At 35.8% G+C, this 24,910-nt stretch carries 32 protein-coding genes; 21 read left to right on the top strand and 11 right to left on the bottom strand.

Features of this window, described 5'->3' with window-relative positions; translation table 11 throughout:
* Window positions 1–135: 135 nt before the first annotated feature.
* Window positions 136–1,002, bottom strand: coding sequence for an alpha/beta fold hydrolase (locus MKX72_RS17370; protein ID WP_232217016.1), 867 nt, complete (start codon window positions 1,000–1,002; stop codon window positions 136–138).
* A 291-nt stretch (window positions 1,003–1,293) separates the two neighbouring features.
* Window positions 1,294–2,118 (bottom strand): hypothetical protein, encoded by an 825-nt coding sequence (locus MKX72_RS17365; RefSeq protein ID WP_235918733.1) that lies wholly within the window; start codon window positions 2,116–2,118, stop codon window positions 1,294–1,296.
* Window positions 2,119–2,350: 232 nt separating this feature from the next.
* On the opposite strand from MKX72_RS17365, the gene MKX72_RS17360 reads away from it, so the two are divergent.
* The gene (locus MKX72_RS17360; protein WP_098627631.1) at window positions 2,351–2,677 is read left to right on the top strand and encodes an antibiotic biosynthesis monooxygenase family protein; all 327 of its coding nucleotides are present in this window, start codon (window positions 2,351–2,353) and stop codon (window positions 2,675–2,677) included.
* Window positions 2,678–3,094: 417 nt separating this feature from the next.
* On the opposite strand, the gene MKX72_RS17355 is transcribed toward MKX72_RS17360, so the two are convergent.
* Complete coding sequence (locus MKX72_RS17355; RefSeq protein ID WP_028414656.1) at window positions 3,095–3,397, bottom strand: hypothetical protein; 303 nt, start codon at window positions 3,395–3,397, stop codon at window positions 3,095–3,097.
* Window positions 3,398–3,586: 189 nt separating this feature from the next.
* On the opposite strand from MKX72_RS17355, the gene MKX72_RS17350 reads away from it, so the two are divergent.
* From MKX72_RS17350 to MKX72_RS17340, 3 genes are all read left to right on the top strand, one after another.
* Entirely contained in the window at window positions 3,587–4,651 is a 1,065-nt protein-coding gene (locus MKX72_RS17350; RefSeq protein WP_155007837.1) for a beta-carotene 15,15'-monooxygenase, read from the top strand.
* 139 nt (window positions 4,652–4,790) lie between these two features.
* Window positions 4,791–6,044, top strand: coding sequence for an erythromycin esterase family protein (locus tag MKX72_RS17345; RefSeq protein WP_155007838.1), 1,254 nt, complete (start codon window positions 4,791–4,793; stop codon window positions 6,042–6,044).
* Between the two features lie 31 nt (window positions 6,045–6,075).
* The gene (locus MKX72_RS17340; protein WP_155007839.1) at window positions 6,076–6,444 is read left to right on the top strand and encodes a cupin domain-containing protein; all 369 of its coding nucleotides are present in this window, start codon (window positions 6,076–6,078) and stop codon (window positions 6,442–6,444) included.
* 26 nt (window positions 6,445–6,470) lie between these two features.
* Here MKX72_RS17340 and MKX72_RS17335 read toward each other — a convergent pair whose 3' ends face one another.
* Together MKX72_RS17335 and MKX72_RS17330 are read right to left on the bottom strand one after the other, a co-directional pair.
* Window positions 6,471–7,244, bottom strand: a complete 774-nt coding sequence (locus tag MKX72_RS17335; RefSeq protein ID WP_155007840.1) for a Cof-type HAD-IIB family hydrolase — start codon at window positions 7,242–7,244, stop codon at window positions 6,471–6,473.
* Between the two features lie 14 nt (window positions 7,245–7,258).
* The gene (locus MKX72_RS17330; protein ID WP_016766569.1) at window positions 7,259–7,429 is read right to left on the bottom strand and encodes a hypothetical protein; all 171 of its coding nucleotides are present in this window, start codon (window positions 7,427–7,429) and stop codon (window positions 7,259–7,261) included.
* A gap of 114 nt (window positions 7,430–7,543) precedes the next feature.
* Between MKX72_RS17330 and MKX72_RS17325 the strand changes: the two genes are divergently transcribed.
* Complete coding sequence (locus MKX72_RS17325; RefSeq protein ID WP_155008240.1) at window positions 7,544–8,041, top strand: hypothetical protein; 498 nt, start codon at window positions 7,544–7,546, stop codon at window positions 8,039–8,041.
* 62 nt (window positions 8,042–8,103) lie between these two features.
* On the opposite strand, the gene MKX72_RS17320 is transcribed toward MKX72_RS17325, so the two are convergent.
* Window positions 8,104–8,304: a hypothetical protein gene (locus MKX72_RS17320; RefSeq protein ID WP_060745205.1), complete on the bottom strand. Its 201-nt coding sequence runs from the start codon at window positions 8,302–8,304 to the stop codon at window positions 8,104–8,106.
* A gap of 168 nt (window positions 8,305–8,472) precedes the next feature.
* On the opposite strand from MKX72_RS17320, the gene MKX72_RS17315 reads away from it, so the two are divergent.
* Window positions 8,473–8,880: a DUF1878 family protein gene (locus tag MKX72_RS17315; protein WP_155007842.1), complete on the top strand. Its 408-nt coding sequence runs from the start codon at window positions 8,473–8,475 to the stop codon at window positions 8,878–8,880.
* 57 nt (window positions 8,881–8,937) lie between these two features.
* A complete protein-coding gene (locus tag MKX72_RS17310; protein ID WP_155007844.1) occupies window positions 8,938–9,195 on the top strand; it encodes a hypothetical protein in 258 nt (85 codons plus the stop codon).
* Between the two features lie 255 nt (window positions 9,196–9,450).
* Here MKX72_RS17310 and MKX72_RS17305 read toward each other — a convergent pair whose 3' ends face one another.
* Both MKX72_RS17305 and MKX72_RS17300 read right to left on the bottom strand, forming a co-directional pair.
* Window positions 9,451–9,753, bottom strand: a complete 303-nt coding sequence (locus tag MKX72_RS17305) for a TM2 domain-containing protein (protein WP_080963371.1) — start codon at window positions 9,751–9,753, stop codon at window positions 9,451–9,453.
* Between the two features lie 1,134 nt (window positions 9,754–10,887).
* On the bottom strand, window positions 10,888–11,169 hold the full coding sequence (locus tag MKX72_RS17300) for a DUF4190 domain-containing protein (RefSeq protein ID WP_033580207.1): 282 nt from the start codon (window positions 11,167–11,169) through the stop codon (window positions 10,888–10,890).
* A gap of 291 nt (window positions 11,170–11,460) precedes the next feature.
* Here MKX72_RS17300 and MKX72_RS17295 point away from each other — a divergent pair, with 291 nt between their 5' ends.
* The 7 genes from MKX72_RS17295 to MKX72_RS17265 all read left to right on the top strand — a co-directional run bounded on the left by MKX72_RS17295 (window position 11,461) and on the right by MKX72_RS17265 (window position 15,825).
* Complete coding sequence (locus MKX72_RS17295) at window positions 11,461–11,751, top strand: hypothetical protein (protein WP_155007845.1); 291 nt, start codon at window positions 11,461–11,463, stop codon at window positions 11,749–11,751.
* A gap of 21 nt (window positions 11,752–11,772) precedes the next feature.
* Complete coding sequence (yidC, locus tag MKX72_RS17290) at window positions 11,773–12,537, top strand: membrane protein insertase YidC (protein WP_155007847.1); 765 nt, start codon at window positions 11,773–11,775, stop codon at window positions 12,535–12,537.
* 55 nt (window positions 12,538–12,592) lie between these two features.
* Window positions 12,593–12,832 (top strand): hypothetical protein, encoded by a 240-nt coding sequence (locus MKX72_RS17285; RefSeq protein ID WP_047750370.1) that lies wholly within the window; start codon window positions 12,593–12,595, stop codon window positions 12,830–12,832.
* A gap of 275 nt (window positions 12,833–13,107) precedes the next feature.
* Entirely contained in the window at window positions 13,108–13,959 is an 852-nt protein-coding gene (locus MKX72_RS17280) for an ABC transporter ATP-binding protein (RefSeq protein WP_034268430.1), read from the top strand.
* Complete coding sequence (locus MKX72_RS17275; protein WP_034268433.1) at window positions 13,960–14,613, top strand: ABC-2 transporter permease; 654 nt, start codon at window positions 13,960–13,962, stop codon at window positions 14,611–14,613. It abuts the gene before it with no gap.
* A gap of 240 nt (window positions 14,614–14,853) precedes the next feature.
* Complete coding sequence (locus MKX72_RS17270; protein ID WP_033580213.1) at window positions 14,854–15,159, top strand: hypothetical protein; 306 nt, start codon at window positions 14,854–14,856, stop codon at window positions 15,157–15,159.
* 456 nt (window positions 15,160–15,615) lie between these two features.
* Window positions 15,616–15,825 (top strand): hypothetical protein, encoded by a 210-nt coding sequence (locus MKX72_RS17265; protein WP_033580215.1) that lies wholly within the window; start codon window positions 15,616–15,618, stop codon window positions 15,823–15,825.
* 566 nt (window positions 15,826–16,391) lie between these two features.
* On the opposite strand, the gene MKX72_RS17260 is transcribed toward MKX72_RS17265, so the two are convergent.
* Window positions 16,392–17,438, bottom strand: a complete 1,047-nt coding sequence (locus tag MKX72_RS17260; RefSeq protein ID WP_029714146.1) for a 2,3-butanediol dehydrogenase — start codon at window positions 17,436–17,438, stop codon at window positions 16,392–16,394.
* Window positions 17,439–17,565: 127 nt separating this feature from the next.
* Between MKX72_RS17260 and MKX72_RS17255 the strand changes: the two genes are divergently transcribed.
* From MKX72_RS17255 to MKX72_RS17245, 3 genes are all read left to right on the top strand, one after another.
* Window positions 17,566–18,468: a LysR family transcriptional regulator gene (locus tag MKX72_RS17255; RefSeq protein ID WP_028414635.1), complete on the top strand. Its 903-nt coding sequence runs from the start codon at window positions 17,566–17,568 to the stop codon at window positions 18,466–18,468.
* 46 nt (window positions 18,469–18,514) lie between these two features.
* A complete protein-coding gene (locus MKX72_RS17250; RefSeq protein WP_034268439.1) occupies window positions 18,515–19,144 on the top strand; it encodes a hypothetical protein in 630 nt (209 codons plus the stop codon).
* A 462-nt stretch (window positions 19,145–19,606) separates the two neighbouring features.
* Window positions 19,607–20,869 carry a SulP family inorganic anion transporter gene (locus tag MKX72_RS17245; protein WP_034268442.1) on the top strand — a complete coding sequence of 421 codons (1,263 nt, stop codon included), beginning with the start codon at window positions 19,607–19,609 and terminating at the stop codon, window positions 20,867–20,869.
* Window positions 20,870–20,941: 72 nt separating this feature from the next.
* Here the strand turns inward: MKX72_RS17245 and MKX72_RS17240 are convergent, their stop codons facing one another.
* Together MKX72_RS17240 and MKX72_RS17235 are read right to left on the bottom strand one after the other, a co-directional pair.
* A complete protein-coding gene (locus MKX72_RS17240; protein WP_049165688.1) occupies window positions 20,942–21,886 on the bottom strand; it encodes a phosphotriesterase family protein in 945 nt (314 codons plus the stop codon).
* Window positions 21,887–22,101: 215 nt separating this feature from the next.
* Window positions 22,102–22,608, bottom strand: coding sequence for a CcdC protein domain-containing protein (locus MKX72_RS17235; protein ID WP_034268453.1), 507 nt, complete (start codon window positions 22,606–22,608; stop codon window positions 22,102–22,104).
* A gap of 255 nt (window positions 22,609–22,863) precedes the next feature.
* Here MKX72_RS17235 and MKX72_RS17230 point away from each other — a divergent pair, with 255 nt between their 5' ends.
* From MKX72_RS17230 to MKX72_RS17215, 4 genes are all read left to right on the top strand, one after another.
* Complete coding sequence (locus tag MKX72_RS17230; RefSeq protein ID WP_258524407.1) at window positions 22,864–23,310, top strand: helix-turn-helix domain-containing protein; 447 nt, start codon at window positions 22,864–22,866, stop codon at window positions 23,308–23,310.
* Between the two features lie 44 nt (window positions 23,311–23,354).
* Window positions 23,355–23,582, top strand: a complete 228-nt coding sequence (locus tag MKX72_RS17225; protein ID WP_154991968.1) for a hypothetical protein — start codon at window positions 23,355–23,357, stop codon at window positions 23,580–23,582.
* 159 nt (window positions 23,583–23,741) lie between these two features.
* The gene (locus MKX72_RS17220; RefSeq protein ID WP_155007849.1) at window positions 23,742–24,482 is read left to right on the top strand and encodes a CPBP family intramembrane glutamic endopeptidase; all 741 of its coding nucleotides are present in this window, start codon (window positions 23,742–23,744) and stop codon (window positions 24,480–24,482) included.
* A gap of 146 nt (window positions 24,483–24,628) precedes the next feature.
* Window positions 24,629–24,763 (top strand): hypothetical protein, encoded by a 135-nt coding sequence (locus MKX72_RS17215; RefSeq protein ID WP_268952797.1) that lies wholly within the window; start codon window positions 24,629–24,631, stop codon window positions 24,761–24,763.
* Window positions 24,764–24,910 lie beyond the last annotated feature (147 nt).

Raw genomic sequence — 24,910 nt, 5'->3', positions numbered from 1 at the left:
ATTTATACCCGGTATGCACTTGTTAAAACGTTGAAAAATAAACCAATCATGTAAAAAATAGATGAAATCAGCTTTTAGCATTTAAAAAAAGACTGCAAAACGGCGGTATACCGTATTCTGCAGTCTTTCTCTCGTTTATTTGCTTAAAAACTCTCTCATAAATTCATTCACTTTTTCTGGCTGCTCATGCTGAGGAGCATGTCCTACACCATCTAAGCGGTGAATCGTTACGTTTGGAACGTACTCTTCAATTCCATCTAAATTACTATTTTCAAACGCTTCGTCCGCATTTCCCCATACAATTAAAGTTGGAGATTCGAATACTTTATGCGGCAGTGCTACAGGTTTATGAACGCGCTCTTCAAACGGATAAAGGGAAGACGCACGGTAGTAGTTAAGCATGGATTTCATTGCATTCGGCTGGTTCCACGCCTCTACATATTTAGCTTCTTCTTCTTTTGTTAAATAGCCTTTTTTAATGCCTGGTTCCGTCAGCATGTTTCTTAACTTTTCACTATTATTTGCGAGCAGCTCATCTTGAGAATTTGGCTGTTGGAAAAAGCTCATATAGCTGCTTGCTTCTCGTTGAGCAGGATTTTCAGCAAGCTCTCTTATAAAGGTGTAAGGGTGCGGTGCATCAAACATCACTAACTTTTTGACATACTGCGGATATGTATAAGCAAATGCCCATGCTACAGCGCCGCCCCAATCATGCGCCACTAGCACACACTCTTTTTCACCAAATGCTTCAATTAGCTGTTTTACATCTTCCATTAGAATGGGCATGCTGTAAGAAGAAATTTCTTCTGGCTTATCTGATAAGTTATAGCCTCGCATATCTACAGCTACCACGCGATAATCTTTGGAAAACTCTTCTAACTGATGGTGCCACGTGTACCAAAAGTAAGGGAATCCGTGTAAAAACAGCATAAGCTCGCCTTCACCTTTTGTTACATAATGAAGATTTACATCATTTACTTTTACATAACCGTCTTTAAACATCTTACTCATCCTTTCGCTTTTAACCTTTATTATAGAAAAACTTTACTCTTTATTAGTTGATGTATCAAACAATAAGGTTTCCTTACGCGATAAATGAGCTATAAAGCTCTCTTAAAACCCTTATTTTGGTTATTATTTATGAAATATAACCTCGATATTCCTAGGATGTACGCGATGCTTTATCTGGCTCATGAGAAGAAAATATTTATAGAACGCTAGAAATAAAGAAATCGCGTTTGTAATGAATACAGCAAAAAGGCTCTCTAAAAGTACTTTATAGAGAGCCTTTTTTTAAAAATCACCGGCCTTGGCAATTCCTAAATTAGATTCAAAGTCAGTAATGTATACACAGGCATTTGTATATTTATCATAGGAATTATAGCGAAAGTTTCTGCTTATATTATAATCTCCACTTATAGGTTTATAGGATTGAATCGATTTAATTTGATCGTTAAGAGACAAATCAAAATTATGAGTGGCTTTTTTTAATTGTTCGAGCTGGAGCTTGGTGAAACTATCGCGGTGCTTTTGGATTTCGTCTTGCATGAGCTCTATTTTATATTTAGATGCGGTGTTGATATGATTAATCGCAGGCCCCATATCTTTTTTTATTTGTGCTTCGGAAGAATGAAAGTGTTTATCATCAAATGAGTCTAACACGTTACTGCTTTCTTCCGAAGTTTTCGTTGCATCTATAACGTCATGCATATTGTTCATGAGCGTAACTTCATAAATAGTCTTACTTGAATTGAATTTTTTATAGGATGTTACATACTCTTTTTCTGTTAAAGTATCTACGTCTTTTGCTAAGTGGGCTATGCTTTTTTTTAGCTCGCTATCACTTTGTGTTTCTACTTTTGACGTACTATTAATAGACGCAGACAGCAGGTTAAAATCATTTTTGTAGCTTTGAAACGTTTTATCTTCTATCTTTCCGTCATTATTAATTAAGCGTTCGGACTCGTTTTGCAGAAATTTCAGCTCTATGGCCAGCTCTTTTTTTGCCTCGCTTCCATCTATGCTCTCATTGTTTGAACTTGTGTGACTGCACCCCATTAATCCAAGCGCCAAAGCTATCATAATGGTCCCAGTTGTTATCTTGCTTATGTTCCTCATGTTGAAACTCCATTTCTATTTGTTTATTACTTACTTATAAAGACTATATCATATAAATGGAATATTTATCTTTACATGCTATTAAATGTTACATTTTGTATAGGTAAACTTAAAAAAGTATTATAATGGAATTTATAAAAATAGTACTAAAAGAAGATAAAGGTAATAGAAAAATTAATTATGCACTTATACTTTTTTACTGTTAATTTGACTTCTAAAGGAGGAAATCAATATGGGTGGAATCTCTAAAACCCCTGAACCGCCTTATTATGCCGTTATTTTTGCTTCTGAACGAACGGAAGGTGAGAAGGGTTATGGACTAATGGCAGATAAAATGGTGGAGCTTGCATCTAAACAAAAAGGCTTTTTAGGAATAGAAAGTGCCAGAGATCAAGATTTAGGCATTACCGTTTCATACTGGGATTCCTTAGAATCAATCAAAATGTGGAAAGAACATTCAGCTCACCGCGTAGCCCAGCACAAAGGAAAAACAGAATGGTATCAAACGTTTTCGCTTAGAGTGTGTAAAGTGGAAAGACATAGCTTTTTTGAGATGTAGGACGTATATGGCTGATTATTTTGCAACAAGGGAGAAGCCGTTATGTTTTATGGCGTTATAGGATTTATAGCCGTTTTTATCACTTTGTGTTCGATAGAAGCAAAGCTAAGAACGATTGTTAAACAAAATGATCGAGTGATTGAATTACTTGAGAAACAGAATAGAGAGTAAGAAAACGCTAATGAACTCACCGTTTATAATATCATCTCCTGAGTTTAGTTAAGGGAGATGTTTTATTTTAAGAGTGCATAAAAAAAACCTCAGTAGGAGGTCTAGTTATTACTTTTAAAAGCACTTATAACAAGCTCATTTACTGTCGGATGTCATCTAGAGGCTAATTATAAAGTGAGGTTATATTTATCGTTTCACCAGAAAATATGAGCTCAATTTCTTTATTTCTTACTTGTGAGCTTTCATTTAATCACCGTATTTTTTTCTGTAGGTAAGAAACGTTATCAAATATATAACTGAAATCATCGTTAGAAATATTAGCGGCGAAATGCCAATGCCATCATAAGAACTTTTCCCTTGAAAAGTCCGGTAAATGGACTCTATAACTTCTAAAATCAGCATACCTATAACTACCACAAATGCGTATGATTGAGCCTTCGTACTGATAAACTTCTTTCTTTCATCACCTTTTCGAGAAGATGATGAAACAAAAATCAAAATTCCGCAAACTAACAGGATGAATGAATACACAATTTTAACCCAATCCATTCTTACTCCTCCTTACAATAAATGTAAAACTCTTTTTACATTGTAAATTATTTGTATAGAAGAATTGGTAAATAAAAAATGGTTTTATAACACAATGTCACGCTACAAAGTGACTTAAATCAACTCCATTGGTAAAATGGAAGTAACAGGAATTTTTGTGTTTCACCAACTAAAAGTGAGGTGGGTTATTTGGTTCTTCATAAAAAAACGGTGTCTCTGGTCGCTCTTTTTTTACTGCTGTTAGTAATAAGTTCAAATTACGTGTTATATCATTCTTCTTTTGGACTTCAGTCGTTGCCTGGTAATTTCAACGGAGTAGTAGTAGGTTCTATTTTAGACTTAAGCCTTGTGGCTCCGCTCTTATTTCTAGCTTGGCAGCGTAAGTTCAGCGTAAAATATTTTATTGTATTAATGGCCACAGGTCTTATTGCTGCGCGTTTTATCATTCCAAGTGAATATTTAGCTTCTTTTCAGTCGGTTATGTGGCTAGGCGTTGACATAGAAGGGGTACTCATTTTCTTTGAACTTTCGCTGCTGTTTATGCTGGCTAAAAACGTACCGCCTATTTTGAAAAGAGTCAAATCAAGCTCTTTACCGCTGTTATTTTCCTTTTCACGGGCTGTAAACGAAAAGTTCTCCAAACAACCGTTTATACACGTACTGTGTTCAGAAATGCTGATGTTTTACTATGCGTTTGGAACGTGGAAGAAGCAGCCGAGTACTGAAGAGAATACGTTTACTCTGTATAAACGCTCAAGTTTTATCACGTTTCAAATTATGATTATTCATGCGATTGTTATTGAAACATTAGGACTTCACTGGCTGCTTCACAACACGTCTATGACTCTTTCAATCGTTTTACTAATCCTTAATATTTATAGTATTGTTTTCTTTATAGGAGATATTCAAGCATTAAGGCTTAACCCTTTACGAGTGGACGATGATCGCATATACATTTCATTTGGTTTAGCTAAGCGTATGGAAATCTCTTTTAAAGATATTGAAGAAATAATAGAAGACACTCACACCCTGAAACAAAAAATACCCAGCACCACGATTGAATTTATCGCACGCGATTTTGAAACCGTTCATCCTGATCTTTTACTAACACTAAAGTCTCCAGTAGAGGCGACGCTTTTTATGGGAATTAAAAAGAAATACCAGCAGGTCGCCATTCGCGTAGATAATCCACATGCGTTTAAAAAAATAGTCAAAGAACGTTTGGAGAAAGCTAAGCGGGATGAGCTGATCTAGAATTCTAGAAAGATAAGACCTTATAGAGATATCTATAAGGTCTTTTTGCTGTTGATTAGTTACCGGACATAAATAGTGAAGTACTAGCTGTATTTTAGTAAAATGGAAGTAATAGGTAACATAGTTAAGGGGGATAGGAATGGGAATTTTTTCAAAAGGAAAAGAGAAGTATTTAAACTCTATAGAATGGCTATCTGAAAACTCAATCCATTTAAGCAAACCAACTGAATGTAAGCTGCAAGAGTTTGAATTTCTCCGTCATATCGTAAAAGATAAGAGAATTGTGTGGTTAGGGGAAAACGGTCATAACATAAGAGAACATAATATGATGAAGTCAAAAATAATAGAATTTCTACATAAAGAAATGAATTTTACCGTACTGGCATTTGAGAGCGGCTTAGCGGAATGCTACAGCGCTAACGAGTTAAAGAAAGAGTTTACAGATGAAGCCTTTTTAAAAAACGCCGTTTATTCTTTATGGGCCACAAAGGAAAATATGCCCTTGTTTCAGCTAATGAAAAAATCAGATTTAAGTTTAATAGGAACAGATATTAACCCTTCTTCTAATCCTGATCTTTTCGTAAAATTTGTTCAGCAGCTGAGTCCCGTAGTATCTGAAGACGTGATAGAAAAGATAGAATACATTGAAGCAGGCGTATATAAATGGTACTACCAGCTAGGGCAATATAAAGCGAGAAGAAAAAAAGTCCCAGCAGAAATGCTACGTGAGTTTGAAGAGTTTAAAGAAAAAGTAAGCGCGGTGATAGGAGATTTAGAAGCCTATCTACATGAAGAATACGTTTTGTATCTTGAAAATCAAGAGCTTGTATGTAAGGTTAAAATGATTATTCGATGCCTGCAAAATCGCTTGTATTTTATTAACCATATTCACCATAACCACCGAACGTATAAAAAAGTAAGAGAAAAAAGGATGAAAGAAAATCTAGAGTGGGTTTGTCAAGATCTGTATCCTGACGAGAAAATTATTATTTGGGCCCATAACCTTCATATCTTTAAACAATACAAAACGTTTACGGGATTTGAACCTCTAGGAGCAATTGTCTCTAATGAAATAAAAAAACAGTCTTATTACTTAGGCTTATTTATGTATGAAGGTGAAATACATACGGATACAGGGCAGCCATACAAAATAGAGAAGCCGCCTAAAAAAAGTCTAGAGGACTATATGCATCAAGTGCAGTCACCGGCTTTATTTACCGATTTCTCACAGGTTGAAAAAAACTCAGACAACAAATGGATATTTACTAAAACGATCTTTTTAGAAAGCGGTACTATGCCGACTTTATTTGTACCGCGTGACCAGCTAGACGGTGCTTTATTTGTTGAGTCTGTGTCTACGCCTGAGTATCTTAAACGCAGTAAAAATAAATAAAAAATCGTAATGAACAAAGAAGAGGTGCACATTGAAAATCTATACATGCAGTAAAAAACATGGCAAAAAAGTAGAAAAATATCAGTCGCATTTAGCTACTTACGTAAAAATGATTCAAACAAACGAAGCAGCTACGATCGGTTATATGTATATAGACGGAGAAGGAACCGTAGGATATCACGAAGCGCCTATACCTCAGTTATTTATCGTCGTCGAAGGTGAAGGGTGGGTAACAGGAGAGGACCAAAAGCGAATTTCGATTAAACGTGGAGAAGCGGCACTGTGGGAAAAAGGAGAATGGCATATGTCGGGAAGTGAAGAAGGTATGACTGCCATTGTCATTCAATCGGAGGAGCTACATCCTGAAGCATTTATGGAGATAAAAAAACAGCACGCTTAGATGACTTATCCAAGCGTGCTGCTTTTCTATAAGACTTTGAATTTTTTTAGAGCAAATTCAATACCGTCTTCACCCGATTTCTTCGTTACAAAATCAGCGGCGCTTTTTAACTTATTAGATCCGTTGCCCATCGCAATTCCAAGGCCGGCTAATTCTATCATATCAATATCATTTTCTCCGTCTCCGAATGCAATAGCCTCGGATTGATGGATGTTAAAATAGTCTAAGACCTTCAGGATAGCTACCGATTTTGTGATTTCTTCTTGAAGCACACTTACGATAAAAGGGTGCCATCTTTTAAATAGTAAATGAGGAAATCGCTGTGCATACTGCTCGGCGGTTTCCTCATTGGCATACAAGCACATTAAATAAATATCTTCGTCATAAATACGCTCATTCATTTGAGGATAATCATTGAGCGATAGCGTTTCCTTCAGGGCTTTTAAAATATTATCATCTTTAATCCCGTTCATGCTGAGCTCTTTTGTATAAAATGAAAGACCGTGATTTTGCGAGGCTGCGTATTCAAAGACTTCGTGCGCAACGTCCTTATCCATGGACAGCTTATGAATAACTTTTTCATCGTGTACAGTAAACGCTCCGTTCGCGGTAATGAGCGTATCTATACCTAATTCTCTAATTTCTTCACAGAGAGATAAAGGCCTTCCGGTAGCGGCTACGATTTTTAATCCTTTGTGCTTTAAACTTTCTACAATCTCTCGAGTTTTGGTGGAAATAGTCCCGTTTTCGTGATGAGTAAGAGTTCCATCTACGTCAAAGAATACAATTTTATAGCTCATAGTAATCTCCTTATTTAAACAGCTCGATCTTTTTTTACATTTACAAGCAGTAGCGCACAGGCAAAAATAGCAGCTACATATAAAAAAGCAGAAACAACCGGTTTATGTAAAAAAGCAGTATGATTGTATGAAGAGTCATACAAGTAAAGAGCGGCTAGAAATAGAAAAGGCAGTAGTTTTTTCATGTTGTCACCTCCTGGTTTTATTATACATATTTTCCTTGTATTTGTATGTAATCTTAATAAGAGTGATAGAATAATAGTATTTTACATAAGCAAAGAGAAAGAGAAGTGACGAATATGACTGTACATTACTATATAGGATCTCCTTATGAATTACCTACAGGAAGTTTTGGCACAAAAGAAACGCTGGTGCCTTTATCCGAAGTTTCTTCCTTTAATCGAAATTCAAAGAAAGAAAAGATAATTACAATCTATGAAAAAGAAGAAGATGCGTACGGTATTAGTGTTAATCGTTTAACCGACGGGTATAGCGACATCAAGCACGTATTCACCTTGCCATATATCTACGAATTATCTTGTGATGCACATCCTAAATCGATAAGAGAGCTGTTTACTTATATTGAAGAACAGCTGATAGAGGGCTGTCATATGGAATTATATTCATGCTTAGACGGTGATGAAGCGGATGAAAAAGATTTAAGTCTAGATATGAGTATTAACTTAAAAACGCTGTATTTTGGAAAGTATTATAAATTAGACAAAAAGAAGTATATCTATGAATTAGGGGAAATGTTCAAATTTGAAGACAAACAATTTGTAGTGGTGGTGAAATGAGGGGATTAGCCTATAACCTTTAGATAAGAGTTATAGGCTAACCAGTTTAGGCAGACTAATATTTATAAAAAAGGCTTAATATACGGAAAGCTCAAACCAAAATAAATAACAAACGACATAAGCAAGTAACAGCCAATAACACTTCTTCTAACAGGTGTAGAAGCTTTCTTTAGCCAGCCCCAGTGCTTATCTTCATAGTCAAAAATAAAGTAATCTAAAATGATGGATAGCGTGATAATAACCGCAATTAGTAACAGGCCCATATGTATCCTCGCTTTCGGTTTATGAAATTATTACCATTTATAACAATATACCTTATTATTCCATTCATTACAAAGTAATTTTCTATAAACGGTTTATCTGAACTACTAGATTATGGTAAAATTCACAGAGTATAGTAGGATCATTTTTTAAAGAAAGATGGGAAGAAGTTGGATGTCGTAAAAGAAGTGAAGCTATTAAAATATCAAATGAGTCTCATGAAGCACATGATTAACGCAGAGGAACATCCTTTTTTTATGTTTGTGATTGATTATGAATTTGAAGAAAATCAAGTGAAGGCATTCTTGAAGATACTAGGTGTGTTTAGCTGCCGAATAAAAGGTGAAGAAATTTTCGAATGGTATCAAAATGATCAGCTATTCTCTCAATTTAACCTTTCACTAGATAAACTATATGCGTCAGAACAACCAACTTTAGAGGAATTAAAATCGGTTGTTGCTAAAATCTTTTATCAGGAATTTGAACTAGAGTATTTATTTTGCAGTTTGAAGAAGCAGTTTATTCAAGCTGAAGTTTGCGACTTTTTCCTGCAGCGTTTAAAAACAGATTTGAAATAAATAATCTAAGAGTGTGTTTAAACGTGGAAATTTTAAAAGTAGAGGAGGGTAGGTGAGATGGCGCGAATTATTAATTTCTGGTCATTTATCTTTACGCTACTGTGCGTTGGTTTCTTTTTCATCGCTTTTTATTATCCAGCGTTATTGAATATCAATCTTTGTTTAGCAATTATTCTATTTTGTATTGGTATCGCAGGGTTCTTTGGAATAAACAATTGGACATCGGCGCTAAGAAGTATTCTAACAGTGGTAATTAGCGGTGTACTAATCCTCGTTACAGGGTTTATTGTCTTTACCGGCTATCTTTTTTCGTAGCACGTACATAAGAAGTACAACAATGAAATTGAGTATGAATCAATATGGACAAGAACTCTTACAGTTTACTTACACGTACGTAAACAGCGGAGCCGTGGCAGAGGATTTTTAATGATGAATGACCTTAATAGCATATAAAAAGAACAAACAGCAGCTGCCGTTTGTTCTTTTTGTATGTTCACTTTATTACTATAGTGAAATGAACTTACTTTTAATATGTGATCTATTATATAAAAAGAGGTAGGGTCCCTCTAATTAGTTATTTAGCGTTTTCACTAATTGAATAGCTTCAAATTCAATCTCTTCGTTTTTCTTTTCAATTGCTCCACCAATCATAAATACGTCAATGAAAGCCCAGATACCTAATCCACCAAGTGTTAAAGTCATTGCAATTGCCATTCCAATGTTTCCTGAATAGTAACGGTGTCCGCCCAGGCCACCTAGAAAGAACCATAAAGCATAAGCAATTCCTTTTGATTTACCTTTTTTATTCATTTCTGATTGAACCATTGCTAGTTGCTCGGCTGTTAAGTCTTTCTTTGCTAATAAGTTATTCAAATTTTACTTCCCCCGAATATTTATATATATTTTTTCAACGATTAATAATATACCACATATAGGTGTCTAAAGACTCATTTAATTTCCATATGGTGTATTATACTCTTCTAATGTAACAATTTGCTCCTATATAAACGCTTTCTTACTATTAAATGGTTTTCGTGTGCGTCGTGACATAAAAGAACAAGAGTTAATGGGGGGAAACAGCTGAAAGTTAAGTTATATTTTAAATAGTAAACTAAGTCAATTATCCAAATCTTTTTTTATAGACGCTATAGATAAACGAAGGAAATTCTTTTAGTAACACCCTTAGAAGCTGCTTGAAAAAGGAGTCTACAAGTACGTAACAAATACATGTACTGGCTTAAACACTTTTCTTTTTATAGATACTTCTTTATTAAGCATGCCGCACAAATAATCAAAATAGTAAGTTTGCTTAAAATTACCTCTCATTCTTTGGTCTAGTTGCTCGATTCTCATATATTTTCTCAATAATTTTATACGTAACACCAGTTAAAACGGACAATATTAGCACCTTTCCTATAAGGTTAAGACCATAGTTATATTTTAGATAGTCTAATAGTACGGCATATACGAATACGCAGATGCCTAATATGACATGTTTCATAAAGAACTCCTTTATTGTTGACTGAATACGTCTATACTTTAACGTATAGAAGAGGGCTAAATCGTTAGCCCTCTTTTAAGTAAGCATGTTAAGTAACCAGCTGTTTTTTAACTCAGTTATTTACATTCAAAAGAATAATCATTAATAATTGAATTATGTATTTCTACTATGGCTTCTCCGCCGTTATCATAACATTTTGAGGTCAAAGTTTTTATTTCTGTACTATTAAAATAGCTAGAACAGTTAATTAATACAGAGATTACTAGTAGTAAAGTAAGTAGAACAATTATGATTTCTTTTATTCTAGATTCAACGATAGATTTAATTTTTCATTCTCCTTTGCAATTTACATTAAAAGCTATAGACGTAGTAACAATGAGTCATAACGTTTAAATTTCAAGAGCTTGATTTTCGGATAGTCGAAAATCAAGCTTTTATTCTTTCATATAGAAATTTCAATAACCCTATCTAAATCTCGATTTTCTTACATTTTTAATTGCCCTGTTTTATTCATAGTCAACCGTTGTTCCTCCAAACATAAACGTAATAATTCCTAATATAAAGAGTAGCTGAGAAATCATGCCTACTATACTGCAAATCAGACCGGCAATCGCGAGTCCTTTACCGCTTTGATTCGTAGCAGCTATTTGATTTGATGCTTTTTTGTAGAAGATGATTCCAATAATCCCTGTAATAAACCCAATGATTGGAATAAAAATAGATACGATACCTAGAGTTAGAGAAACAATAGAGTTGGTGTTTACTTGAGGTTTTGTATTAGTTTCCAATGAATTCACTCCCTATAAATTATATTTTTTGATTATACCATAAAAAGGAATAATATCCTTTTTCCTAATAAAAGTAGAAATTTTTAGAATTATATGTGTCCCAGTATATGTTCTATTCGTTGTTTCATCAAACGTATGAAGGTATGTGCAAAAGCAACGCAGCTTTTGACTTTCCTATAAGAAAACCAGCTTTGTAGAGTATATTTACTGAGATAGCAGATTCTGCGCCATAAAATCAATTAACCTAAATTAAGGAAAATATGATACAATAATCCATAAGGATGTGAATAAATGGAATTGTTTATACCGGATGCCTTTCTGTATTTATCATTTGCGATTATGACGGCATTTTTTGTACATGCGGCTATTAAACTAGCTACCTTTCAAACGGTACATAAACATGTCTCTCTGCAGCAAAAGGACATGTATCTCATACAAAACGTAAATCTGTTACGCGCTCAGAATCTCATATGCTGCGTGTATCACAAATTTAAATTTATTCATTCTGTTCACAGACAAGAAGCAATAGGTGAACAAGATGATGAAGGTCCGCATTCGCCAGTATTTTTTTCGTTTAACTAAAAAAATACTGGAGGAATATAAATGTTAAAACATAAAAAGAAGCTTTTCTTTATTGCTGTTTCCGTTTTTCTACTTGCCGGCTGTGATTCAGCAAACGTGATTCAAAGTTCGCACACTCACTTTTTGGATCACTATTTTATTTATCCTTTTTCACTGCTCATTTTGTTTATAGGAAATACGTGGCTTCATCAAAGCGTTGGTTTTTCGATTATGCTTGTGACCGTTGGCGTACGTATGCTGTTGGCGCCTTTAAACATTCTTCAATATAAAAATCAGCTGAGCAATAAACGTATACAGCCTCAGCTTCAACTGCTAAAAGAGAAGTACAAAAATAAAGATCCTGAGAGTCAGCAGCAATATCAGCGTGAAATGATGAAACTGCTTAAAGAAAATGGAGCCAATCCTCTTATGGGCTGCCTTCCTATACTTGTTCAGCTTCCCATCTTTTCAATTGTGTACTACGCGATTAGACGAATAGATGAAATTAGCGCATCATCTTTTTTGTGGCTTGACTTAGGACATGCAGATCCGTACTTTATTCTTCCAATAGTGGCGGCAGTGGCTACGTATTTGCAGACAAGAGTCATGCAAAAGGATGTAGCAGGAATGAATGGATCGCACGCACTGGTAGCTCAAACTCTTTCGCCTGTCATGGTGCTTTCATTTGGGATATTTTCACCGTCTGGTCTCGTTTTATACTGGATGACAGGCAGTTTGTTTATGATTTTTCAGTCTCTTGTATTAAAGAAGGTTTTTCAAGAAAAGGCAGTGCTTGAAGCAAAATGAATAAATTAAAAGGTTGCTTTGCTTGAAGCAGCCTTTTAATGAAAGGAGGAGTACGGTGAAAAAATATATTCTTTCATTCGGCGTAACAATTGGCACGATAGCACTTTTATTTTTTATTGGCAATACCTTTCATATTTCGTTGCTTTCCGTTCAGTGGCTTTATGTAAATGAACCGGAAAATTTTCAAATGGAAGCAAAAGGCGGTTTGATACCGGTAGCCGTTGGACTTATTCTTGGTTTTATAACAGACTACGTATTAAGTGAAAAAGAAAAAAAGCAGCGTCATCAATTATAGTGAAGACAAAAGGATCTTTTATGGGAGATCCTTTTTTTATTTGTGATTTGGGTAAAAAGGTAAGGCAAGAATAGTACAGGCAGATGTTGTCATACATATTACGGTCATAAAAAATGAACGAGTTAGAAACAAAGCTTTATGTCGTCATCGACTTTTTATAGTTTACTAGCTATAATTGGTAGTGAATCATCATTTTTGTAAAAAAAAGGTGATATTATGAATCATCATAGCGATTAGATTACACTAACTACTAATAGAGAAAGTGAAGTGAGCACATGACAAATCTTTTAGAAGTTAGAAACATGGCAAAATCGTTTGGCCAAAATGAGGTTTTAAAAGATGTTTCATTTCATGTACCTCCTGGATCGATTGTAGGATTTATTGGTGATAACGGAGCAGGGAAATCGACGACGTTTAAGGCGGTACTAGGACTGATTTCAAGAGATAGCGGTACGGTCGAAATATTTGGTGAAGACAATTTAAATAAAGATGCGACGATTAAAGAAGACATTGGAGTCGTGTTTGATGCGATTAATCTGCCGGTTTCTTTAACGATAAAACAGTTAAACAACGTTTTTAAGAAACTATTTAAATCTTGGGAAGAAGCTGATTTTCACCGGTTGATTCATTCTTTTTCATTGCCAGAAGATAAAAAAATACATACGTTTTCACGCGGCATGTCGATGAAATTATCTCTAGCGGTAGCGCTGTCTCACGGTGCTAAACTATTGCTGTTAGATGAAGCGACAGGAGGATTGGATCCTTCGTCTAGAGAGCAGATATTAGATGAATTAAAAGCTTTTGTCAGCGATGGGAACAGCGGAATACTGCTTTCATCTCACATTATGAGCGACGTTGAAAAAATCGCGAGCCATCTTGTTGTGATTAAAAACGGTGAAATTTTATTAAATGAAGAAAAAGAGAAAGTGTTTGAGGAGTACGTAATTGCCGTTATGAAGGAAGAACAGCTGAATGTACTTCCTGAAGATGTAGTAGTGGCAAAAAGAACGTATGATACGTCTGCCCGTGTACTCGTATCAGATAAGCATCAGCTGCCAGAAGGAACTGTAACTGAACCGATGTCGATGGAAGAACTAAGCGTGCTTTTAACAAGGAGTGAAACGTAAATGAAAGGTCTATTGTTAACGAACTATTACCTCATTCACCGAAGCTTTTTGACTTACACAGCGCTCGCCATAGTTATTTCTGCAGTCATCTTTTATTTTGCTGATCCTTCATTTTATCGTATTATAGCGATGTTAATTATTTTATTAATGGCAATGCCAGCGCTTGAAGTGATCAAACTAGAAAGCAAAACCGGCTATGACAAATACGTGCTTACCCTTCCAATTAGCCGGAAAAATGTGGTGCAAAGTCACTATATTTTTTACTTTTTAATTGTCGTCAGCGGAACCATCCTATCTTATGGTGTTTTCTCAATGTATTCGCTTATTTCCAAGAGTGCAGTAGAGAATATAGTAAATATCGTTTCGTTTGGTACATTTATCGTACTTTTCGCCGGTGCAATTGCTTATCCGCTTCTTTATGTATTCGGGGCAGAGAAATCTGACGGAATAGTACTTGGAGGTGGAATGGGCGGCCTTTTCGTTGCGATTGCTTTACAAGGAGTTGTTGGGTATATAGTTGAAATATTAGCAGCATCCAGCTTACCGATCGCTTCTTCTTTGCATGTTCCTATCTTATATACTCTCTTTGGAGTGGTGATGTATATTGCTTCTTACTTTATTGCGCTGTCTATCTACCAAAAGAGAGAATTTTAGTGTGAATTGATTTTGAAGTAAAGACTACAAAGCGTTCTTTAAGACTATTTATCAACCAATAGTTCAAACAAAAAAACAGCCACAACGTTTGATAAACCAAGCAAAGAAGATCTCAAAAATATAATCGATATTATTGGTGATAAAGCTTAGGTGATGGGCACTTTTAAAAAAGTTAATTGTGTCCTCTAAGCACATGTATTATAGTAAAAGATGCAGTTTTAAAATGTGAAAGGAGACTATATGGGGAATTTGTTTAAACGGGCTTCAAACGTATCAAAAACCGCTTTTATTGCTACACTGATTTTGTACATAATTATTGTAGCGTGTTTTATTCCGTCAATTGTATTTGCAGGAGCTTTCTTTGCTATAGTAATTAAAATAGCAGCAGCACTTTTAATCTTAGTAACAATCCTAGGAATGATTTATTCGTGCTTCATTAAAGGCGGCCAAAAATTTCTTTTTTTACTGTTACATGCCGCTTCTTTATTGATTGTTTTGTTTAGTATCTCTGCTTTTATGCTCGCTAAAAGCGCTGAGTTGACATAGTGAAGAGGAATTACATATGCAAAAAGGCAGGAGAAATCCTGCCTTTTTTATTTTTGTATGATTTCAAGAGGACTCGTATGTTCTAGAGAGGCGCCGCTGACTACTTGGCTAAACTTGTTTAACAAGAAGAAAAGAAGGAAAAGGAAGAAAAAGGAAATGTGATAATTTGGAAATGATCATAGCTGTGACAGCGGGTATGGGTTTTCTTTTATCTTTTTACCTTTTTTATTTTTACCCTGTTATGAGTGAAAGAAAGGGGAAACCTTTGAGTGAAAGCCAAACCTATATGATAAGAGAGCTAGCCGTAATCGTTCTTTTAGCCAGCGCTATAGCGGGAAGTCATTTTACCTAAACAGGATTGTGCTATTAATCGGTGCATCTCTTAATTGCTGACAAATAAATCGTATGCTGAGACTATCAAGCTAGGTGGGGTGAAAAAGAGGGGAGGCTAATACAATGAAATGGTATAAGCACGCGCTCATTCCTTTAGCTATAGGCTTTTTAAGCTTTGTGTGTTCTATCATTTATAGTAAGGCAGCGGCAAATCCGAGTCTTCAGCTGAACCAGTCGCTGTTTATTTCGATTGGTATAGGTATTGGAGCAGTTCCAGTATCCTTTTTTGTAGAGTATCAAAAGAACAAAGAAAATAAAAAGTTTCATAGCTGAGTTGTTTGCCGAATGTCTCTTAGATCTTTAGTTTGTTGAAATGGATGTGATAATCTGTTTATTCTTGTGAAGATTGGTTTGTTTGCCTTCGTTATTTTACTTCACATTTCCTTTCGAAAACTGGTTTTGTATGTCCATGAAAAACAAAAGACATCCCCAAAAGAAGGACGAAGGATATTAATAGGAGGAGTTTTGGTTATTTTGATTATCCTGTTATCCATTTTAAATCTTTTGAAGTTTTATTATGGTGATTAAAAAGGGCGGGCATATGTATTTTATATCTGTCTGGTCCTCGTCAATTAACCCATTGGTACGTCAACACTAGACTAGAAAAGTTTTTTAGGTGATCAATTCTGTAATCCATGGGATTCATGTAACCAAGCGTCCCACGGATTCAAATGTAATTAAGTCAATGGGCATCGTTATGTAGTTGACTCGTTCATTCTTCTAAACTGTCAAATTGTGTTGGTGAAATTTTACACATCTCTCGGCTGGACCCGATTAAAGAAATAAAAAGCCACTAATTACGATCAGTGGCTTAGAGAAATCTTCATTGTTGATGATTGTTATTGCTGTTCCGATTTAACCAGAATTTTAACTTGGTTTTTTTCTTTAATCAGGCTTTCAAACCCTTCTTCAATTACATCGTCTAGAGCTATCTTTTTCGTTACTAACTTTTCGGCTGAGAAGTAGCCTTTTTGCATAAGAGACAATACTGCTGGGAACACGTTACGATAGCCAATGATTCCTTTAACAGTTCGTTCTTTAATTACAATATCATTCGGTAGAATTTCTGCTCCTTTTTCCCATATGCTAACGATAATCGTTTCTCCGCCAATTCCTGTAGATTGGATTGCTTGACGTAATACAATAGGTACGCCTGTTACTTCAAATGATACATCTACGCCACCGTCAGTTAATCTAGCAATTTCGGCTACCGTATCTTCAACTTCAGCAGGATTAATGATGATTGCTCCTAATTCTTCTGCTTTCGCTTGTCTTTCTGGAGATAATTCAACTGCATAAATATCAGTTGCACCTGCTGCTTTCAACGCTTCAATGACAAGAAGTCCAATTGGTCCACATCCAAATACAGCAACTTTGTCTCCGGCTTTCACTTTACTTGAACGTACTGCATAAAGAGCTACTGCCGCTGGTTCTACTAGAGCACCTTGTTCATAAGATAAATCATCTGGAAGTTTGAATAAAAGTTCTTCGTCTACTGCGACATATTCACTAAGACCGCCACCGCCACCGGCTAAACCTAAGAATCCCATTTGTTCATCTAGGTTATAAGCACCTTGGTGTCCATGTGTAGCAAAGATTGGCTCAACAACCACACGATCACCAACTTTATAATGGGTTACACCTTCTCCAACCTCTACTACTTCACCTGAGAATTCATGTCCAAGCGTCACTGGAGCAACCTCATTAGTGAGAGGGTGCGGTTTATCAACTGGAATAAAGATGGGACCACCTAAGTATTCATGCAAATCACTACCGCAAATTCCACACCATTTAACTTTCATTTTTACCTGACCAGCCTGTACAACTGGTTCATTTATTTCTTCAAGACGAATATCTTTTTGATTATGCCATCTTAGCGCCTTCATATACTCCATCTCCTTGTGTCATTTCTTTTACTATATCTATCAGTATACAACCAGATATACTTATGGTAAATTTAGTTAATATTAACGATTGTTAAGTAATACTTAACTAAAAGAAAAAGAGGGCATTATGAATATTGAACAATTAAAACATATAGTGGAAATAGATAAAACGGGTTCACTAAAAGAAGCAGCTGGTAACCTGCATATTACGTTACCTGCATTAAGCCAATCTATAAAAAATTTAGAGAAAGAACTAAATATAATGATTTTTCATCGTTCCAGAAGAGGATCTATTCCAACTGAAGAAGGTCATAGGTTAATTGAAAAGGCCAGCGCTGCTTTATTGAAAATTCAAGAATTTATGGATGAAGCAGAAGCGTATACAAATACAATGAATGGTGAAATAAAGATTGCAACCTACCCAGGACCAATGGAGATTCTCGTTCGCTTAATAACAGAAATTAAAAGAGAATATCCGAACATAAAGGCTTCTGTCTATGAAAATAGCACCGAGTATATTATAGATAAAGTTCTAGATGGGGAAGTAGATGTAGGTTTCATTACTTATACAGAAAAAGAAGAAAAAAAGTATCGGAACTTGGTATTTAAAAAGTTATTGGATGGTCATATGGTAGCTGCAGTAAATAAGAAGTCGCCATTAGCCAAACAAACACTCATTACTGAAGAGATGTTAATTAACCAGCCAATTGTTTTATATAACGACAAGTATATTCAGGAATTTATGAAAGGTTTTAGTTCACTGCCATGTGATATCTTGTTTACTACCAATAATGTAGATACAATTCGTCATACATTGGAAAATAATACGGCAATAAATATAGGATTTGACTACGCATTTAAAACAGATGCTGGTTTATCTAGAAGTGATCAATATGTAGTCGTTAACTTTGCTCCTCCGCACTATAAAACTTATTCTTTTGGGTATTTTTATAACGCCAATAATGGGCTTTCTAGAATAATAAGAGAATTCTTAAAGCGGATTCACAGAACTATAGTAAATAATGAATGATAAAGAGTGAAGGTTAAAAAGAATTATTTCAGAGAGAGGGAAATATGTGAAACGTCATTTAACTTTGCTTTTATCGTTATGTAGCAGTTTGTTCATTTTTTTATTGTCCCTGTTTCAATGGGATTTAGATGATCGTATAGGGAAATACGTAAGTCCATATATATGGTTATTCTTTGTCCTTCCTTTCTTTTTACTACTAACGCTGTGGACATTGATTTATCTCTTTAGTAGTAGAAAGTGGCTACCACTGGTTATTCAAGTGATAACCGTTGTGCTGTGGTTCTTCATTCCGTTTGAGCAGCTTAATTTAGACATAAACTTTAAACTCCATCAGCAGAAAAGAGAAGAAGTGGCAGCTAACATACAAAGTGGCGTCTTGAAAGCCGATGGAGTCGACTACCCGTCGCTCATTCCTTTCTCCAATGAACCCGACAACTCATCGCTTGTTGATCTACCGAAAGAGTATGCGAGTGTGTCCAGAGGTCGAGATGATGTTGCAGTAGAAACCAAAGGAAAGGCAATCTCCGTACTTTTCTTTACAAGCAGTGGACTATTCGGGCATTTCTCGGGTTTTGTGTATGACCCAAAAAACCGTAAACCTTCATCAGGCGATTTTGGTATGAAGTTTGATGAAATAGAAAAGATACAAAAGAATTGGTATTATATATCTTATTAGTAAAAACAGGGGCTTTGAATTATAATTCAAAGCCTCTGTCTTTTAGTGTTCACGTTTGTAATTAATTGGCCTTATGTAACCGAGCTTCCTATGAATTCGAATATAGTTAAACGAATGGAGGTAGGCGTGTCGTCTACTTAAACTTAAAGATTTTTAAACACAGCCTGTCCACATCCATTCATTCTATCGTTACTATAGGGTCTAGTTATCTTGCTTTATTTACAACAAAGAACCGCATTTTATCTAAAAAATAACTAAAAGAATAAAAAGTAAGAATTTTTAAGAAAATTTTAATAACTGTCTAAGAAACTTCTAATTTCCTCTTTATTTTTTTGTAAGTTGTCTCCTTTAAGATAGAAGTAATCGAGTAGCCCACCTTATTTTGAGAAAGCTCAATAAGGTTGTATGACGAAAATACGAATGGGTAACCTCACTACTTAAAATGGAGGCTGATGTACACTTATGAATCTAGAGGTTTTTCGAAATTACTCCTTGCAGCATTTGAAGAAAGATATACTATCGGGTATTGTTGTTGGCATTATAGCTATACCTTTAGGGTTAGGATTTGCGATAGCTTCTGGAATATCGCCTGTTACAGGACTTTATACGACGATTGTAGCGGGATTGTTAATTGCTATTTTAGGTGGATGTAGGTTTCAAATCGCTGGACCTACGGGTGCGTTTGTTCCTGTTTTATTAGGAATTGTGTTGCAATATGGCTATGAAAACTTATTAATTGCCGGCTTTATGTCAGGGATTCTCCTCATTATCTTTGCGCTATGCAAAGTAGGAGCTTTAATCAAGTATTTTCCGTCATCTATTATTGTTGGATTTCAGTCAGGGATTGCGCTGATTATCTTCAGCGGACAAATTCCAAATTTCCTTGGGTTACACGCTATTGAAAAATATCAGTATTTTCATTTGAATATAAAAGAGATCTTTGGTAATTTACACTTCATCAACATCTATAGTATCGCTACAGCAGGATTGTGCTTAGCTACGATTTTAATTGTTCTTTACTTTTCGCCTAAGTCGCTGGGAATGTCCTATTTACTTGGAATTATTGTATCAACGGGATTAGCATCTTTTTTCTTTGCAAATCAGTTTGAAACGATTGGTTCGATTTACGGAGAGATACCTCGTCATTTCCCGGCGCCAGCGTTTCCAGATATAACAGTGGAGAGGGTGGTAACTCTTTTACCTTCTGCGTTTGTAATTGCTGTACTTGTAGGGTTACAGTCTTTGCTGACAGCTCGCGTTGCGGATGAAATGACAAAGTCAAAGCACAGCAGCAAAAAAGAACTGATTGGCCAGGGAATCGTAAACATGGTAACGCCGATGTTTTCAGGTATTCCTGCAGCAGGAGAGATTGCAAGAACCGTTACCAATATTAAAAACGGCGCTTCATCTCCAATTGCAGGAATCACGCACGCTATCTTTGTGTTGATTGTGCTGCTAGTGCTTGCTCCGTATGCTTCATACGTGGCGCTTGCCAGTCTCGCGCCGGTTTTAATGGTCGTGGCATGGAACATCAGTAAAAAAGAGCAGTTTGCAAAGGTGGTAAAAGAAAGATCATTTCATTCGCTAGTTTTACTCACGACCTTTTCGTTAACGGTGTTTACAAACTTGACGATCGGAATCGCCGTTGGATTATGCCTGTCGGGTGCCCACTTTATGATAAAAAAGAGCCAAGAAAAGCAGAAATTATTAAGAAAAACAGGTTAACGTAAAGTAGAATAATACGCGGAAAACCCCCACTGTAAGCTTGCACAGTGGGGGTTTTTTATAATATTTTAATTACTTTCCTTCAAACCAGCAGCGGGCGTTATCAAAAAGCATATGCTGAATCTGCTGTTCCGTTACGCCTTTTCTTTTTAACTCAGGCACGACTTCTTCTAATACAAAGCTCATCGACCATTTTGGAAAACGTTCTTCAATTACGCCTTCTGGAAACCAGTCCATTGTACAGCAGTAGTCTTGTGAGAGAAACATGCGGTTTGAATAGCCTTGTTTAGCCAATTCAATGACCGTTTCATTTCTATTTTCAGTTGAACATTCTCTTGTCAGGCCGTAGCGGTCCATACCGATAAAGGCACCTTGACTTAATATGTTTGAAATATACTCAAGGTTATCCGTATCTCCCGTATGTCCAATCAGAATTTGATTTGGATTAGCGCCTTCATCGAGTAAGATGTCCAGCTGCTTTAAGCCTGTGCCGCTTGCAGGATGTGAATGAGTCATAATTGGCACGCCCGTTTTTTTATGAGCTCGTGCGACAGCGCGCATTACTTTTTCTACATCAGCCGTTACGCCAGGTGCATCCGTAGCGCATTTTAAAAAGCCTGCTTTAATCGATGTGTTTTGAATGCCGACTTCAATGTCTCGAACAAACAGGTCTGCCATATAGTCAATGCTCCGAGTTTGAAAGTGGGTAGGAATGTAGTTATACGTATAAATTCCTGTGGCTGCGATGATTTGAGTGTCTGTTTCATGGGCAATTCGCTCAATAAAACGAATATCGCGTCCTTGTTCCATCACCGTAGGATCACAGATTGTTTTAACTCCAAGTTTCTTCGCACGATTTACTTGTTCGACTGCTTTAGCGATTTCTTGTTTCTCATCATATAAATGAGGAAACTGTGCGTGAACAGATTCAGAACGAACGCGCATATGCTCATGGATTAGTGTTAGCCCTAGTTCTGACGCATCGACTTGGCCTGTTACAGAATTGATAAATGTCATGTGACGATTCCTTTCATTATATACCTGTAAATCAAACAGCTGGTGATTAGGTACAGTTTTCCTATAATCTGTTTTTATAGATAGACTTCTGTTATAAAAAACACATATTGCATTATACAATATATAGGTTGTCTTACACAACACGCGAGACTTTTACTCACTATGACAAAAAATCCTTCTTTCCAAACAGGAAGAAGGACTAGTCATATTGATGATTATCCAGCATTTACACTGTAATTATCACCATTTAATTTACGGAATTTTAAATAGCTGCCAACTCTCCAAATGACAATATATATAAAAGCTAATGTCATCGTTAAGACCGCGAAGTCTATGGAATCTAAGCCTTTGAAGTACTGGCTCAAAGCCATTCTTATAAAAATAATGGCGATAATTACATATTTGAAATTTTTGTTTGGCTTTGAATAAATAAAGCCATCTTCTCTTACTTCATAGTCCGTTTGGCTAAGCATAATGAGCCCGAATATCACACCTAATACACCAGCAATCATCATTTCCCAGTAGGGTGGTAAGTGAAATGATTGGCCCGGTATGTGCATCATCTGACTTAGACTAAGAGAAAATGCAATGACTATAAAGAAAATAGGTGCTAATATACCAAGTCCATTCTTTTTAATGGGCTTATTTTTCTTTTTCATTTTTCTCCAAATAATGAATCCGATAAGAGCGATAACAAATAGATAAATAAGCAGCATTTCCATCGTTATTTTGCCTCCTTTTTTATTTCTACGTTCTTACAATCCACTATTTAGTATAAACACTAAAAGGCTGAAGATAAAAGTGCATTCTTTCATTTTTTACACATGAGAATTCTCACTATTTTTTAGGGGTATCGTTTTATGGTTTATACGTCTCATTACTGTTTCTTTCTTTTTTACCACAATATGTTAGAATTGTAGAAAACGAGAAAACGTAGTGCAAACAAATTTTGTTTACAAGCTGCCACAGTTATAGAGGTGAATGAGTTGAGGTTAGGAAAGCAATTGCAAAAATTAAGAGAAGAACAAAAGATGTCAGAAGAAGAGGTTGCTGAGCAGCTGAGTGTATCGGTACAGCACATACATAAATGGGAAGGTAATCAGAGCTACCCTGATATCCAACAACTTTTAAACTTAAGCGACATCTATGGAACAACTATTAATGAGTTTATTAAAAATGATGTTGCATTACAAAACAGAATAAACATTCAGGAAGAAGAAAAAGAAGACGACGATAAGCTGCTTCACCCAGGCTTTTATATCGGAATTGGCCTCATGTTTTTTGGGAATTTTCTGAGTCTCATCATCGGCAATCTTATGATTATGATGGTGACAAACATCGCTGGAATGTTAATTATCTGTTTTTATAAAGAAATCTTAAAGCTTTTGAAAGGTGTCAAAAAAGATTTTTATGAACAGAAATAAAAAGCAATGTTATGTAATAACACAAAAACGATGAGGTGTACAAGGTGAAAGAGTTAAATTTAAATTTTATGACCATCTCTTTTTTATGCTTAGTCAGCTATTACTTATTTCGAGTGGGAGCATACGCTTTAGCTAGAAAATATGTAGATAAAACGTCTGAGGGAAGTGTTTTGAATTGGGCTGTAAATGTACTCGTGAGAGGCGATAAAAAAATGGAGTTCAGTGATTACGTCACATGGGCAGGGTTTTGTGCATTTTTGTACTTTGTGTAATCACAGTAAAAAAGGAAGGAACGATCTTCTTATTTTAAAAGGAAGAAGCGTTGCCTCACATGATCTTTGAGCTCGAATGATAAAAAGGTGAAAACATATAAAATCCTTAAAACGAATATAGGTTATCAATGAAGCCTAAAGTAGAAAGGTAGTGTAGTGATGATCAAGTCAAAGCTTTTATGGAAAGTTATTGGCCTAGAAATCTTAGTTATCTTTTGGTTTGTGGTAAACGGTGCATACGTGAGCATGACGCATCCTACTGCACATTATCTTCAGTTTTTAGGAGTTGTCCCTTTAGCAATAGGAATAGCTTTTTATCTAACAAAAACAAAAAAGTGGCAGCATTTTTTCTCCTTTCAACAAAACATGTCCTTTAGAACAAGAATCCTCGTTCTTTCTCCGCTTCTTTTGTATTTGCTTATTATCCTCATCGGGAACAAAGGTGTACACGGAAGTTCCATTGCAGATATTGTTCTTATTTTGCTTACCCAAACTCTAGTCATAGCATTTGTAGAGGAGATGGTATTTAGAGGATTTATGCTGAATTTGCTGTTATCAAAAAGCTATAAAGTAGCGGTTCTTCTATCATCGTTCCTATTTGCCTTTACGCACAGTTTAAATATGTTAAGCGGTCAATCGGTAGCAAATACAATTTTTCAAATTTTATTTGCATTTGTTATTGGGTTGGTCTTGGCTTTACTGATCGTTAACGGTCAATCGATTGGAGTGACGATTGTATTTCACGGCTTAAATAATTTTCTCCAGTTTACAAGCCCTGTCAACGCAAATGATTCTTTATTTGTTAATTACGCGCTGCTTCTATTTTTAAGCGGATATGCTTTCTATTTATGGAACCGAAAATCTACTTTATCTGTTTCTCACCATCAAGTTAGTGGCTAATTAAAAGAGGTTGTGACAAAAGTAGTCTAGTTGAAGGTGAATCCGAACAAGGAATGGAGATTCTTGATGGAGAATCAAACTCGTTCGGATTTTTTGTTATTGGGATGAACGTAGATTTCGTTTATGTGGGTACGTGCGTCTAGCGGTTGATTGGAGGGCAAGGCGAAGACTCCTGCGGGAAAAGCGGAATAGGTGAGACCCCGCAGGAGCGTAAGCGACGAGGAGGCTCAGAGGCCGCCCGCGGAAAGCGAAGCCTTGCACGGAAATCAACAGCGGTGTAGCGAGTGACCCAAACTAGCTCATGTATCCGATTTGCTCGCCTTTAGATTGAATTGCTTTAGTTGCGTCTCACTCTCTTTTTAGTGTTTCGAAGCAGGGATTAATCTACCTAAAGCTGAATAACTTCTATGGCTAGTGTTACTCAATTT

It is taken from the genome of Priestia sp. FSL R5-0597, assembly GCF_038006305.1.
GTDB classification, from domain to species: Bacteria; Bacillota; Bacilli; order Bacillales; family Bacillaceae_H; genus Priestia; species Priestia zanthoxyli.
Note: the sequence above shows the minus strand (reverse complement) of the source record. Positions and strands in the feature narration are given on the sequence as shown.